We start from the raw sequence: 14154 nt of genomic DNA on the forward strand, positions 1-14154 counted from the left end.
AATAGAAGTTTTATGGGTACTTAGAATTATGTGAAGGATAATCCCTACAATAATAAAATAATTAATGCCCCGGTTTTATTAAACCTGTAATAGAGACAGACTCAACTGAAAAAGTTGTCGATAAGTATTCTTTCTTAATAGATAGATTATTCTGAAATCTATTCTATAATAGAGGTACAGGAAATATCTGTTAAACAAATTTACTTTGTTAGGAGGAATAACGATGTCTGGATATTATATGAAAGAAATATGGACCCCGTTAAAATTAGTTGGGGTAAAAATTTTTAAAACTGAAGAAAATCGGATATTTATGAAGTTTCTCAAGAAACCAAGAAAGCGCATTTTCTAAAAATATAAAGTGGTATTTCAAGTAGAACATCAGCAACGTGATGTAAGTTACTCTTTCAGTTAGCCGCTATTTGCGTATTTCCATCTGTACTTTATGCAGTCAGCCTTTCATTCCCAATTACTTTTCATACACTATCCTCACAATTTATTCTCCATAAACCATTTAAGAAGATGATAGAACCAAATTTTTAAGTCTAGAATTCACCTTTCAAAAATAATATAGGTTTGTAAGCTGACATATTGTTTGGCGTTACATATCATTTCAACTCGAAGGGGCTGGGATCATGAAGAAAATCAGTACCGGTTTATTTGTCATTCTATTGATCTTCTGTTTTAGTGTTTCACCGTCGCTTGCCGCAGGTCCGTTTGATCACCCAACCATTAAGGAAGAACTTCACTCCCTCTCAAAGAAACAATCTTCAACGACACTTGATAACTCAACATTCACAAGACTGAAAGAAAGGATGAAAGGATTAAAGAAGTCCGATGAAATGAGGTTGATGGGTGAGGTGTATGAACAGGAACCCAATGATTATCCTTACCAGGCTGACTATATCCGCCTCGACGACATCGTACTAGGCACCTTTTGGTGGGCTGAAGACTTGGATTTTTACAGCTTGGATATCGATGAAACGCAAGATACGTATATTTACGGAACCACATTGACGACTCTCAATGACCTGGGATATTTACTTTTCACCCCGGAAGGAGAGCCTGTTTATCCTGATGAATGGCTGGAAGATGGAAGAGATAAGCTACAGATTTATTATTCATTACCTCCAGGCTCGTATTATCTCGCAGCCACTGATCTCAATATGTTCGGCGGGGAAGGAGTATATGGGTTAACCGCATTCACTGGAGAAGAAACCGTAGATAATGTGTATCGTATTTATGGAAAGGACCGGCATGAAACCGCGATTGAAATTTCAAAGGCAGGATGGCCTGACGGGGCCGAGACAGTTGTATTGGCAAGGGACACCACATTCCCTGACGCTTTGGCAGGTGCCCCGTTCGCTTACCAACAAGATGCGCCGATCCTATTGAACCCAAAGGATAGCTTGAATGGTAAGGTGAAAGACCGAATAAAAGAACTAGGGGCGAAGAAGGTTGTCATTTTAGGAGGAGAGGGTGCGATATCGGCTAAAGTGGCAAAGGAATTGAAGAATAACGGATTGGAGGTTCGCAGGATCGGAGGAAAAACACGCTATGAAACGGCAGCGAAACTTGCAAAAGAATTAGGGTATTATGATAAGGCAATCATTGCATACGGCGGCAACTTCCCGGATGCCTTATCCATCGCACCTTATGCTGCCTCCAACGGAATACCGATTCTGTTAAGTCCTGCCAATGAATTAGCGAATGAAACGAAGGAAGCTCTGAAGTCCGTCACGGACACGATCATTGTCGGAGGAAAATCAGCCATTTCAGATGGAGTCCAAAAGCAACTGGCTAAAACGAATCCTGTACGGATTTCAGGTAAAGACCGTTATGAAACATCGGTCAACATCGCCACACAGCTTGAAATGCCGGGAGATATCATTACGGTTGCGACAGGTCAAAACTTTGCCGATGCACTGACAGGATCTGTACTTGCCGCTAAATATTACGAACCTATCATCCTGGTAGAAAAAAATAAAGTGCCTGATCCTGTACGAAAGTATATCTCAGATAATGGAACATGGTACTACACTGTACTTGGGGGGGAAGGAGCCGTTTCTCAAAAAGTTGTAGAGGAGCTCAGTGGTTTGTAAGTTATATAACATGACAGAAAGACTAATGATCACTCTTAGGGTGGCCATTAGTCTTTTTTATCCATTCAAGGAATCTTTCAATGTAAAAATACCAAATGACTCTCATCCTGTCCCTCTTTTTCTGTTATGATGATATCAACGAATATTTGACAATAACCGGAATGAAGGGACTGCCATTTGATGACTAGTGCTTCTGCCATGTTAATAGAATTTCTTGAAAATCATTCAGACGAATTTTTACATAATTGGCGAAAGAGTATCGTCATTTCAGATAATGATTTATATAAAGAAGAAGTGTTGAATAATGGAGTGAAAATGTTTCAGTTAGTAAAGCGTGCGATCGAAACGCCTCTCAGTGAAGAGGAGATCACTTATCTCGCCTATAAGACCGCCCTGGAACGGGTAAACGCCAACGTGAATATAAGTGAGTTTGTCTATAACGTAAATGTCGGGAAAAGTATCATTATCAAGTGGGTGAGCAATTCAGGAATTGAACTCCGGGATTTGCAGCCTATCATTGAAGAAATCAATGCGCTTTTCGACCGTTTCTCTTACTTAGCCGTTAGAAAATACACGGAAATTAGAGAGCAGCAGCTTCAGGAAAAGGAATTGTACATCGATCAAACCCATAAAGAACGGCTGACGATCCTTGGCCAGATGAGTTCAAGCTTCGTCCATGAATTCAGGAATCCCCTCACGTCGATCATCGGGTTTACCAAGCTCTTGCAGAACGGTTATCCTGAATTACCTTACCTCGATATTATGCAGCATGAGCTGGAGCAATTGAATTACCGGATCTCTCAATTCCTCCATGTGTCGAGAAAGGATTTGATTGAGAGTACAAGGGAAGAGATCATTCTTACAGATCATCTGGAAGACACCATTGAATTTCTATATCCGAGCCTTCTGGATGGTGATGTATCCATTGACTTTCAGTGCGATGCCGCCATAAAGGTGCTGGGGAACCGGGATGAGCTGAGACAGGTCTTTCTTAACCTCATCATGAACTCGATCGACGCGCTTCAAGAAGTGGCTGGGCACCGTCAAATCACCATTTCATGCGAAGAAGAAGCAGGCAAAACAAAGCTGGAAATCTCCAATAATGGCCCGCGGATTAAAGAAGAAACCATCGAAGCCATCTTCGAACCTTTTTACACGACGAAAGACCTCGGAACGGGAATCGGTCTTTATATTTGTAAAAAGTTGATTGAAAAGCATGAGGGGGAAATCCGCTGTCAATCGAACGATGAATGGACGACGTTTACGATCGGTATACCTGTTGAATCTAATATGGTTATTTAATAGATTTCTGACCTATCGGTGCCGGGCTACGCCAGGCACCGATTTTTTTTGTTTAGATTTAGTGATTAGTAGAATGTAAATGATATAATCGATATAGGTAAATATGATCAGTTAGAGAGGAGGTTGGATAAGATCATGACGCAAAATGAAAAAGGGATTACGTTACTGGAAGTGCTTTTGTCGATGGTGATCTTATCGATCGTACTCTTGACGATTGTGAATTTTTTTCCCCAGATGGGCAGGATGAATACGTATAATGGCGAGAAGATGAAGGCTGTGAACGTGGCCAGGGGAGAACTTGCTGCGTGGAAGGAAAGTGACAGCCTTGACACACCGCCATCACATTACATAAAAAATGAGGGAACAGACCCACATCACTATCATTATTTCACTTCCACCATAGATGGATTTAAGGTAAAGGTAACGATCGATAAACAATCTGATTTGGATACAACAGGATCTCCATCTCCAACAAAAGCTCATCAATTGCTCATCCAAGTGCTGGAAGATCAAAAAATAGTAAGTGAAACCTACGGATACATAATGGTACATGACTAAGGAGGCTTCTACATTGATACATAACGAACGTGGATTAACACTTGTTGAAGTCCTTGCTACTTTAACCATCTTGTCCATTATAGGTGCAGTTGTATGGAATGTTTTCTTTCAAGGGATCCATTATACGAAAAAGGCCGTTTCGCAAAATAGCATTCAACAGGAAGCGAATATTATAACGATGAGGTTGACGAGGATTCATCAGACTTCGGAATCCTATGAATTGGAAAACCCGGATTGTACCATCAAAGTGAAATACAGTGAACAAGAAGAGGAGTTTCATCATAACGATCTGTGTTTTTCACTTGAAAATGCCCCGGAAGAACCCATCCTACCAAGCAAGGTCGATTATCCTTTACTCATCACGATTACAGATAAGCATCATCCCAAAAATAAGTTCGTCATAGATACAACCTTATATAGACTGAAGGGAAGTAACCATAATGAATGATCTAAATAACGAAAAAGGATATGCATTGGTAACCGTCCTATTAATGATGGTCGTTTTTATAGTGATCTCATTATCCTTCATGGGTCAGTCCTTTAGTAGTGTGAAACAAAATAAGGAAGTGGAGAAGGACTATCAATCGGTTGCTTTGGCGGAGATGGGCGTGGAGTATTTTGAGGGTAAGGTCAGGAATGTCTTGAAAAAAACAGAGATAGATGGGACAACAAATAGTGAAAATTTAAAAATGAAAGTTGAAGAGTCCCTGGCAAATGAAAAGGTAGAAATTGAAGGTTATGAAATGAGTTCCTATTTTCAAATCACTAAGAATGATGGTTTAACGAGCTTTACTGACCTTAATGAACAAAAGAATGAACTATTCATACATTTTAATAGCTTAGGAAGTTCGGAAAGTAAAGAATCTAGCTTACATACGACCATGATGATACCAATTAGAATAGGATCGACTTCATCGAAAGAACTACCAGAGTTTAATCAAATACAGAAACCGGAAAATATTCGAGCTGAATGTAAAAACCCGCCGATTATATATAAAAGTTGTGCGGAGATATTAGTTCTCGGATCCGGGTCTTATCCTCAAAACCATAATAACTTAGATGGCAAACTTATTTATACAACCGGAGCACTCATCCTGGATGGTAATGCCAATAACATGGATAATACAAAAATTCATACAGACGGTTCCATGTCACTCGGGAAGAATATGAATAATGCTACAAACGTGACCCTTGAAGTAAAAGGTGCGATGAGCATTGGCGGTCAGTTAAGATTGGACAGTTCTAAGGTATACGTCGGAGGCAGCATGAGTCTTGACGGGCATATGGATATAGAAGACAAATCCTATACTTATATTGGGGGGGACGCTTCTATTTCCAAACATTTATCCATTGGTACAAACTCAAAAATGTGTGTAGCTGGTAACCTGAAAGCCGGTCAGCTAGATATAGATGGGAAGTTATATGTGAAAGGGTCAGTAGAAGGAAAAATCAAAACTGGACAGCCAACCTATGTCAATCACACTGAATTTGTGAAAAACTGCGGCGTAAGCGGCTCCTCTCAAACGTTATCCATTATGTGGGATGAAATTTCTACTGAAGTCGATTATTGATTGTAAATGCACGCCTTTCACTTTTTGTGGAAGGTTTTTTTATGTCCACTCCTTCCCGTGTTAAAGCTGACTAGAATTATTCAGTGTTGTCGTAAATAAAGATTTATCGACAAAGATGCTTAATTATTTGAAAAACGGATCAATTGTTTCCAATTCCGTATCAATTATTTGAAATCAAGATTGAAAAATCCAAATCAGGATTAATCTACCGTGAAAGTGGATTAATGATTAAAGATGAGTGAAGTAATCTTTCTATTTCATACAGATTTCTCCGAAAATAGTGCTGAAAAATATAAGAAACCAGCTTTAAGTGTTAAGAATAAACTTCAGACATAAATCCACATAAAAAAACCTCCTCGATTCCACTCGAAAAGGTCACTTCAGCTTCTCAATATCCTCAATGATCTCCTCATATGGAGGATTCGACACCCCTTCATACTGCTTTAACAAAACCCCATTTTCACTCACTAAATAAAAAGAAGTGCCATGCACGAATTGATTAGATCCTTCCACTTGAGCAGCAGGAGTTTTAAAGGAAACATTGGCAAAAGATTCGATCTCGTCACGGGAATATCCCGTCAAGAAGCTCCAATTCTTATCATCAACTTCATAGCGCCCGCTATATTCCTTTAACACTTCAGGAGAGTCATGTTCGGGATCCACACTAATCGAAACCAGCTGAACTTCCCCATCCAATCCCGCCTCCGCTATCTTCTTTTGAAGCTTCGACATATTCGCCGTCATCGGAAGACAAACGGTATCGCAATTTGTAAAGATGAAATCGGCAATCACGATCTTTCCCTTATTGAGCTCACCTAAAGACGTAGTCTCCCCATTCTGATCCACAGCGGCCAAATCACCGACCTCTACTTTCATAGGAAAAGACTCCTCAACATTTTCACCCTGGCAGCCAGCCAACAAGAAAAGAGATAAGGCAACCGTAGCAATCATACATTTAAATCCCACTCAACTTCCTCCTTCTGAAACAGAGGTCCGTCCCTCACACCAGAAGAGGGACGGACCTTGTCAGGTTAGTCTATGAACTGTTTATCAATTAAATCGGTGAATTTTGGTTTTTCTTTCAGGAACTTCAGCTCGTAGGATGAGTCAGCGAAGGCTTGAACGGCATCGGAGTCCACTTTGTAAGTGAAGCCGATTCGTTCCCAGGCCTGGTCGACGACTTCCTTGCTTAGTTCTTGCCCGGTTACGTCTTTCACGTCTTTAATCGTAATTTCTTTTGCTTCTTCCGGATTTTCAGCGATGAAAGAAGTCGCTTCTTTATGTGCGTCCACGATTTTTTGAATGGTGTCCGGATTTTCTTTTACGGATTTTCCAGAGGCTACAAGTACTGATGCTGGTAATGTTTCACCGAATGAAATCTCATCATGATCGATGATGATGTTGGCACCTGTTTCCTGTTGAATCACGGCTGCCCAAGGTTCCGGCGCTACGGCAATATCGACTTTCCCTGATTTCAGCATATTGGCATATTGTGCAGGGTTTCCGGTTACATGTTTCATGGACCCACCGATACGTTGAGATTCAATGCCATGTTCCTTCAAGAATGTTTCGACCTGAACATCATGTGTGCAACCGACGGCAGGGGTGATGAAGGATTTGCCTGCAAAATCGTCTACGGTCTTTACGCCGCTTTCCTTACTTGCAAGAACCACGGTTCCACCAGTGGATCCCCCACCGATGATCTTCACGTCAGCCCCGGTCATGTAGTTGTTCATGGCAGGACCAGGCCCGACAAGACCGGCATCAATTTCACCTGTTTTCAAAGCGGTCATAAACGATGAACCATCGGGGAAGGTTTTGTATTCAATCTTTGTATCGTCACCCAGCTGCTTTTCATAAAATCCTTTGTCCTTCGCAACCATTGCGGGAACGTGGTTAATATTCGGGAAGTAACCGATGACGACCTTTTCGCTTACGTCACCGCCTGAACTTTTCTCCGTACCGCAGCCTGCCAAAACACCTAGGAATGTAAAGAAAATCGTCATGAGTAGAAATGCTTTTTTCATTTTGTAACCTCCTGTTTTTTATTAAAGAGGCAGGTGATAAGTACCTGCCGTAATTTCTAGGGCAATGCTTATGACTCCAATCCCCAACGTTTAATTACTGATTTCTCAATGCGCTGGAAGATAAGTTGATCAACGATGGCGCCGATGACACCAATAATGATCATGACGGCGATGACCAGGCTCATGTCACCAAAATCGGATGCGTATCGGAGGGTGTAGCCGAGTCCTGGACCGGTGCTTAATAGTTCCCCTGCCATCAGCGCTCTCCAGGCGAAGGCCCATGCAAGGCGTGCACCCGTGACCACATAAGGAATCGATGCCGGGAAGATGACTCGAATGAATAAGTCCAAACCTCTCGATCCCATCGTTTGTGCTGCTTTTAAAAAGAGGGGAGAGACGTTTTTTATGCCCATTCGAATGTTGAGGGCCATGACGAATGTTCCACCAAGGATGACGACGAAAATGACCGCTTTTTCATTGAGTCCGAACCACATGATGGCCAGTGGAAGCCAGACAATACTCGGTACACTTTGGAAAGCCAGCAGTAAAGATCCCAGTGTATCGTCAGCCGTTTTTGATTTTGCCAGAAGAACGCCTATGCTGGTTCCAATAAGCAACGAAATCCCTAACCCGATGAATAAACGTTTGAAGCTCGCGATAAGGTCAATAATCAAGGTTTGATCTGCGATTCCTGTAAAAAGGGCCTGGAAAACGGAAGTGGGAGAGGGGAGGACCACTTCTGTCCATAGTCCGAATCGTGATCCCGATTCCCAAAGGCCGATAATGAGGGCAAAGAAGATGATGCGTTTAAGAGCTGTGTTCATAGGCCAATTCCTCACTTATCACTTTGTCGATTTCCTTCTTTAAATAGCTCATGATATATTCTTCAATCTTTACCATTTCCTCTTTATGAGCATCCCGGGGACGGGGAAGATCCACTTTGATATCTGTCAATATCGTACCGGGTCGGGTACCCATGACGATGATCCGGTCTGAAAGCTTAATAGATTCAGAGATGCTGTGAGTGACGAACAGGACGGTTTTCTTCGTTTCCATCCAGATCGTTTCAAGCTGGTGGTGAAGGCGGGAGCGCGTTTGTTCATCCAGTGCCCCGAATGGTTCATCCATGAGAAGGATTTCCGGGTTCATGGAGAGAGCACGTGCAATCGCAACCCGCTGCTGCATCCCTCCCGACAGCTCATGGGGGTAATGATCCTGATAGTTTCCCAGCTGGACCATATGTAAGTATTTTGCGGCTTGGTGTCTTGCCTCTTTCTTAGACATCTCTTTTTTTAGAGGGAACGTCACATTGTCACGTACATTCAGCCATGGAAAAAGTGCCGCTTGCTGGAAAACCATCCCCCGGTCTTTTCCTGGTTTCTTGATCGGATTGCCCTCTACAAGAATCTCTCCCGAAGTCGAGCCGGTCAGTCCTGCCACGATGGAGAGGAGAGTGGACTTTCCGCATCCTGAAGGTCCCAGGATCGAAACAAACTCCCCCTTATCAATCTCAAGGTTAATATCTTTAAGAACATCGGTTGGATTTCCTGACTTATCGAGGTATTGCTTATGGAGATGGTTGATCTGTATAAACATGTCATCATCCTTATCTTATAATTCATATTAGTTTAGTCGGAATATAAATAATGTAATTATAGTATATTGGGGATGGTTGTCAAGGTTTCCTTTATTTGTTTTAATAAATGGATGGTACTATCTACAAAAAACGTACTTCATGCTTAGAAATTTTTTTCTACAAGCAATTGCTCGTATGCCTTTTAGTAAAAATGCCAAACATAAAACTAGATAGTGGGAATGATTTGGTAACTGTATTCACTAAGTAATAGTACCCATCAGAACGGATCAGGTGGTATAATAAATCCATATTAAGGGAGGTGAATGAATTGGAAGAGGTTTTAAGTCAAATCCTAAGTCGATTAGATTCCATGGATGAGGGGCAAAAGCAAATTATGAGAGACCTTGTTGAGGTGAAACAAGAGCAAGCTGAAATGAGACAAGAACAAGGAACAATGCGAGAGGGGCTCAATTCAGTAAAGCAGAATCTAACGATTGTTATGAACGAGCAGACCGAAATGCGCAAGGAAGTAGCCTTTTATTATGGCAGTTTAATGAAAAAACTTGATGAAACAAGAATGGAATTGAGTAGTGAAATTAAGCATGTGTCCACGATTCAGAAACAACATCAAAACGTATTGGGAATCATAAATGATAATCAAAACTAACTTCGTTTTTTCCTTTCAGCATCTTTCTCCATTGTAAAGCTGCCAGCCTTCATTAGTAATATATTCAATATCATTGCTTGCTTTTTAATATCCAGAAGTAGAATCTTTGAAATAATTAAAGGAACGTTTTTTTGTCATTAGGAAAAGCGGTCATTAAATCGCATCTGTGGAAGACCACATTTTTTAGGGAGGGTGTGGTTTTTTCTGCTTGGCGGGAGATGTCGATATGAGAGTTTAAGAATAGTCGTTTTTAACCAGGGGTGACAGGGTAACACTATAGTATATACCATTATTTTCTTCAAACTAATAGGAGGGACCCGATTTGATCAGCCAAACGAGAGATATTGTTCAGAAGTCATTGGATGCTTTACTAGAGGATGAGTCTTTTTTACCCGAAGTGAAAGGTGAGACAAGAAAGAAAGCGTTTACGTCACTGACTTCCATTCTGTCGACACCGAACCACGTACATAAATCGTATTTGAGGATTCCGTTGGAGGATGAGAAGGTGGTCAGGATCCCTGCATTCCGTGTTCAGCATAATAATGCCCTCGGACCATATAAGGGCGGGATCCGTTTTCATGAGACGGTGAATGAGGAAGAGGTCGTGAATCTGGCTTCCTTGATGACGTTGAAGAATGCCCTTCATGATGTTCCATTCGGTGGAGGAAAAGGCGGGATCATCCTGAATCCCCGTGAGTATACGGAGAAGGAGCTTCATCTGATTGCGAGGAAGTATGTCCAATATTTCAGCGATGTCCTGGGACCCGATAAAGATATCCCTGCTCCTGATATGGGATCGGGGGAACGCGAAATGGACTGGATGATGGCGGAGTACAAGAGCATCCGGCCGGGAATGCCTTATAGAGGGAGCTTTACGGGAAAAAGCGTTGTGAACGGCGGATCGTTGGGCCGGAGAGAGGCGACGGGAAAAGGTGTCTTCTTTACATTCCGCTATCTCGTTCATGATTTTTTGAGGGAACAGAAGAGTCTATTAACGAAGACGGATAATGTCTTTGCGAAAACGGCTCTCGATTTTGAGGACCGTCCCTTGACGATTTCAGTGCAGGGATTCGGGAATGTAGGTTCCGTTGCGGCCCTTGAAGCCCATCAATCCACTCATTTACAGAATAAAGTGGTGGCGGTGAGTGACCGGAATGTGACGTTGTTCAACTCGGATGGCCTTGATATTCCGACATTGGTTGAGTTCACGATGAAGAATAAAGGAGATCTTCCCACGAAGGATGATCAGTTGAAGGAAATCGGCGTGAAGGCTGAGATCCGTGGTCGTGAAGAGGTTCTGTACCTGGATGTGGACGTCCTGATGTTAGCGGCATTAGAGGATCAGGTGCACAAGGATAATGTTGAAAAGGTGAAAGCAAGAATCATCGTGGAAGGGGCCAATGCGCCAGTTACAACAGAAGCGGATAAATATTTAAGTGATCAAGGTGTCATTATCATCCCGGATATCCTGGCCAATGCCGGCGGGGTCATCGTCTCCTACTTCGAATGGCTGCAAGGACGGGAAACCCAGTTCTACACAGAGGAAGAAGTATTCAACCTCCTCTACGACAAAATGAAAACAACCATGGACACCGTCCTGCCCCTATTCTTCGGCGACCCATTCCCATTACGCCAAAACTGCTACATCCATTCCGTCATGAAACTATCCACGGTCCTCTACAGACAGGGAAAACTTTATTAAGAACAAGGGACGGACCTCCATTCCTAGGAGCTGGTGCTAGGAGTGGAGGTCCGTCCCTCTTTTTTTCAAACGGGGTGTCCGTCCCTCGCCCTTTCCCCTATATAAAGGGTGAAAGGAGGTGAGGCACATGGCAACAGCGGATTTGAAATCTACGAGAATACGACTGGCTTACAATGATGGTCTGGATGAGAAAGGGAATCCTAAGATTGTGTACAAATCGTACAGCTACATCAATGCACTGGCAACGGCGGATGAGATGAACAGCGCGGCTTTATCCGTGGCAAGTCTTTCATCAAAGGGATTAAACAACATCGAGAAGGTCGAAACCTTTGACATTAACGAGTAAACGATGATCGATAGTTTAACAGAAAGGAGGTAGATGCAACATGGCAAAAGTATTGGAACTGGAATTCCTGACGGAAACGGGGAAGTCAGGGAAACTATCCATCAATGACCCGATCGAGCCGATTGATACTGTGGCGGTGAAAGCAGTGATGGATAACCTGATCGCGACCAATGTGTTTGGAAGTTCGAACGGAATGTTTGTGAGTGTGGAAGGAGCTCGAGTGGTCGAGCGTAATGTGACGGATTATGATGTGATGTAATCGAATGAAAGTGTTCTCCTTAATTTGGGGACACTTTCTTCATGTTCACAAAAATTCTCCACCCTATTCCATCAACAAAGACAACGATTACATAAAAACTTTGGAAAATCCCCTATTGACTTACCGACCAATCCCCAGTATTATCCTCTATAAGATAAAAATTTAGAAAATTACATACTTTCAATTATCCAGAGTGACCGAGGGATCAGGCCCTATGACGTCCGGCAACCTCCAGTATTGGAACGGTGCCAATTCCTGCAGAATGATTTCATTCTGAGAGATAAGTCGAGATAAACAGGCGATGCTTCTTTCAGTTGAAAGAGGCATTTTTTATTGGACGAAAAAGGGGTGTGCACATTGATCGAGATTAGGAATTTGGTGAAAACGTACAGTACTAAGAAGCAAACGGTGGTCGGTGTCGATAACGTTTCCGTAAAAATCGAAAAGGGTGAGATCTTTGGAATCGTCGGATACAGTGGAGCGGGAAAGAGTTCACTCATTCGCTGCCTGAATCTATTAGAAACCCCTACATCGGGAGAAATTATCATTGATGGACAGGATTTCACGAAGCTCACGTCCAAACAACTAAGACTTGCCCGTCAAAAAACGAGTATGATCTTTCAACATTTTCACCTGATTAAATCGAAAACGGTTTTTGACAATCTGGCTTTTGCCTTGAAAGCGGCCAGTGTACCGAAAGCGAAAATCAAGACCAGGGTCGTCGAGCTCCTTGAGATGGTCGGTCTTTCAGATAAAACCGATGCCTATCCGGCCCAGCTCAGCGGAGGACAAAAGCAGAGAGTCGGGATTGCCAGGGCTTTGGCGAATAACCCATCGGTTTTACTTTGCGACGAAGCGACATCGGCACTCGACCCGAATACGACGAAATCGATTTTGAAGCTATTGAAAAAGATCAACAAAGAACTGGGTTTGACGATCGTCCTCATCACCCACGAGATGGAAGTGGTGAAAGAAATCTGCGACCGGATGGCCGTGATGCAGGATGGGAAAATCGTGGAGGAAGGTCCGGTTTACGACCTGTTTGCCGAACCGAAGCAGCCTTTAACGAAACAATTCATTGAAACGATCCTTCAATTTGAACTCCCGCCACACCTCGTGGAATCAAGAAAAGGAAAGCTGATCAAAATCCAATTCAAAGGATCGATCGCAGAGGAGAGCGTCGTTTCAGAAGTGTTCCAGAAATACAAAGTGCAAGGCAATATCCTTCACGGCAAGATTGAATATATTCAGGAAGTGCCACTCGGGATTTTCATCATGGAACTGATCGGCTCCCATGACGAGGTCGAAGCCGCGATCAGGTATATCACGTTGAAGACGCAGAGCCTGGAGGTGCTTGAGAATGCTGCCTGATTCATTGACTGCGATTTTACCAGAATTGAATAAAGCCTTTTTTGAAACGGTGTATATGGTGGGGATTTCACTGGGAGTTGCGATTTTGGTGGGATTGCCGCTTGGGATTCTTCTTTTCGTAACAGACAAAGGCTTGTTTTTACAAAATAGTTTGATCAAAAAGGTCGTTGGATTTGTCGTCAATATGGTGCGCTCGGTTCCGTTCATCATTCTATTAGTCGCACTCTTACCATTAACCAAACTATTGACCGGTACCACGATTGGACCGACGGCAGCCTCCGTATCCCTCTCTGTTGCGGGAGTTCCGTTTTTTGCGAGAATGGTAGAAACATCGCTCCGGGAGATTGACAAAGGAGTGATCGAAGCATCGGTATCCGTTGGGGCGAGTCCCTGGATGATCATCAAGGACGTGCTGTTACCGGAAGCACGGCCGGCGGTGATTCAGGCGATTACGATTACAACGATCAGTTTAGTTGCCTATTCAGCCATGGCCGGCATCGTCGGTGGAGGCGGAGTCGGTGACCTGGCGATCCGCTTCGGGTACTACCGATATGACAACACGGTGATGATCACGACCGTCGTCATTTTAATTTGTTTGGTTCAACTCATCCAATATACGGGTGATGTGTTTGCACGATTAGTCGATAAACGATAACTACTCAAGGGGGAACAACAA

General features: G+C 42.9%; 15 protein-coding genes and 1 riboswitch. Of the genes, 11 read left to right on the top strand and 4 right to left on the bottom strand.

What is annotated here, in order from left to right:
- Positions 1 to 632: 632 nt before the first annotated feature.
- The 5 genes from DET59_RS14615 to DET59_RS14635 all read left to right on the top strand — a co-directional run bounded on the left by DET59_RS14615 (position 633) and on the right by DET59_RS14635 (position 5530).
- The gene (locus DET59_RS14615; RefSeq protein WP_113970384.1) at positions 633 to 2099 is read left to right on the top strand and encodes a cell wall-binding repeat-containing protein; all 1467 of its coding nucleotides are present in this window, start codon (positions 633 to 635) and stop codon (positions 2097 to 2099) included.
- A 180-nt stretch (positions 2100 to 2279) separates the two neighbouring features.
- Positions 2280 to 3401 (top strand): sensor histidine kinase, encoded by a 1122-nt coding sequence (locus DET59_RS14620; protein ID WP_113970385.1) that lies wholly within the window; start codon positions 2280 to 2282, stop codon positions 3399 to 3401.
- 123 nt (positions 3402 to 3524) lie between these two features.
- Positions 3525 to 3959, top strand: a complete 435-nt coding sequence (locus DET59_RS14625; protein WP_220154065.1) for a type IV pilus modification PilV family protein — start codon at positions 3525 to 3527, stop codon at positions 3957 to 3959.
- A 13-nt stretch (positions 3960 to 3972) separates the two neighbouring features.
- A complete protein-coding gene (locus tag DET59_RS14630; RefSeq protein WP_181778178.1) occupies positions 3973 to 4407 on the top strand; it encodes a type II secretion system protein in 435 nt (144 codons plus the stop codon).
- Entirely contained in the window at positions 4400 to 5530 is a 1131-nt protein-coding gene (locus DET59_RS14635; RefSeq protein WP_113970388.1) for a hypothetical protein, read from the top strand. The genes DET59_RS14630 and DET59_RS14635 overlap by 8 nt, the downstream gene beginning before the upstream one ends.
- A gap of 375 nt (positions 5531 to 5905) precedes the next feature.
- On the opposite strand, the gene DET59_RS14640 is transcribed toward DET59_RS14635, so the two are convergent.
- The 4 genes from DET59_RS14640 to DET59_RS14655 all read right to left on the bottom strand — a co-directional run bounded on the left by DET59_RS14640 (position 5906) and on the right by DET59_RS14655 (position 9153).
- Complete coding sequence (locus DET59_RS14640; RefSeq protein ID WP_258549689.1) at positions 5906 to 6496, bottom strand: SCO family protein; 591 nt, start codon at positions 6494 to 6496, stop codon at positions 5906 to 5908.
- Positions 6497 to 6561: 65 nt separating this feature from the next.
- Positions 6562 to 7557 (bottom strand): aliphatic sulfonate ABC transporter substrate-binding protein, encoded by a 996-nt coding sequence (locus DET59_RS14645; protein ID WP_113970389.1) that lies wholly within the window; start codon positions 7555 to 7557, stop codon positions 6562 to 6564.
- A 68-nt stretch (positions 7558 to 7625) separates the two neighbouring features.
- Positions 7626 to 8381, bottom strand: coding sequence for an ABC transporter permease (locus DET59_RS14650; RefSeq protein ID WP_113970390.1), 756 nt, complete (start codon positions 8379 to 8381; stop codon positions 7626 to 7628).
- Entirely contained in the window at positions 8365 to 9153 is a 789-nt protein-coding gene (locus tag DET59_RS14655; RefSeq protein ID WP_113970391.1) for an ABC transporter ATP-binding protein, read from the bottom strand. The genes DET59_RS14650 and DET59_RS14655 overlap by 17 nt, the downstream gene beginning before the upstream one ends.
- 308 nt (positions 9154 to 9461) lie before the next feature.
- Between DET59_RS14655 and DET59_RS14660 the strand changes: the two genes are divergently transcribed.
- From DET59_RS14660 to DET59_RS14685, 6 genes are all read left to right on the top strand, one after another.
- Complete coding sequence (locus DET59_RS14660; RefSeq protein ID WP_113970392.1) at positions 9462 to 9800, top strand: hypothetical protein; 339 nt, start codon at positions 9462 to 9464, stop codon at positions 9798 to 9800.
- A 322-nt stretch (positions 9801 to 10122) separates the two neighbouring features.
- Positions 10123 to 11502: a Glu/Leu/Phe/Val family dehydrogenase gene (locus tag DET59_RS14665; RefSeq protein WP_113970393.1), complete on the top strand. Its 1380-nt coding sequence runs from the start codon at positions 10123 to 10125 to the stop codon at positions 11500 to 11502.
- A 127-nt stretch (positions 11503 to 11629) separates the two neighbouring features.
- Positions 11630 to 11848 (top strand): DUF1659 domain-containing protein, encoded by a 219-nt coding sequence (locus DET59_RS14670; RefSeq protein ID WP_113970394.1) that lies wholly within the window; start codon positions 11630 to 11632, stop codon positions 11846 to 11848.
- A gap of 40 nt (positions 11849 to 11888) precedes the next feature.
- The gene (locus DET59_RS14675; protein WP_113970395.1) at positions 11889 to 12107 is read left to right on the top strand and encodes a DUF2922 domain-containing protein; all 219 of its coding nucleotides are present in this window, start codon (positions 11889 to 11891) and stop codon (positions 12105 to 12107) included.
- A gap of 181 nt (positions 12108 to 12288) precedes the next feature.
- Positions 12289 to 12394, top strand: a riboswitch (SAM riboswitch).
- A 70-nt stretch (positions 12395 to 12464) separates the two neighbouring features.
- The gene (locus DET59_RS14680; protein ID WP_113970447.1) at positions 12465 to 13478 is read left to right on the top strand and encodes a methionine ABC transporter ATP-binding protein; all 1014 of its coding nucleotides are present in this window, start codon (positions 12465 to 12467) and stop codon (positions 13476 to 13478) included.
- Positions 13468 to 14133 (top strand): methionine ABC transporter permease, encoded by a 666-nt coding sequence (locus DET59_RS14685; protein WP_113970396.1) that lies wholly within the window; start codon positions 13468 to 13470, stop codon positions 14131 to 14133. The genes DET59_RS14680 and DET59_RS14685 overlap by 11 nt, the downstream gene beginning before the upstream one ends.
- The last annotated feature ends 21 nt before the right edge of the window (positions 14134 to 14154 follow it).

The sequence above is a fragment of the Rossellomorea aquimaris genome, assembly GCF_003315075.1.
GTDB classification, from domain to species: domain Bacteria; phylum Bacillota; class Bacilli; order Bacillales; family Bacillaceae_B; genus Rossellomorea; species Rossellomorea aquimaris_C.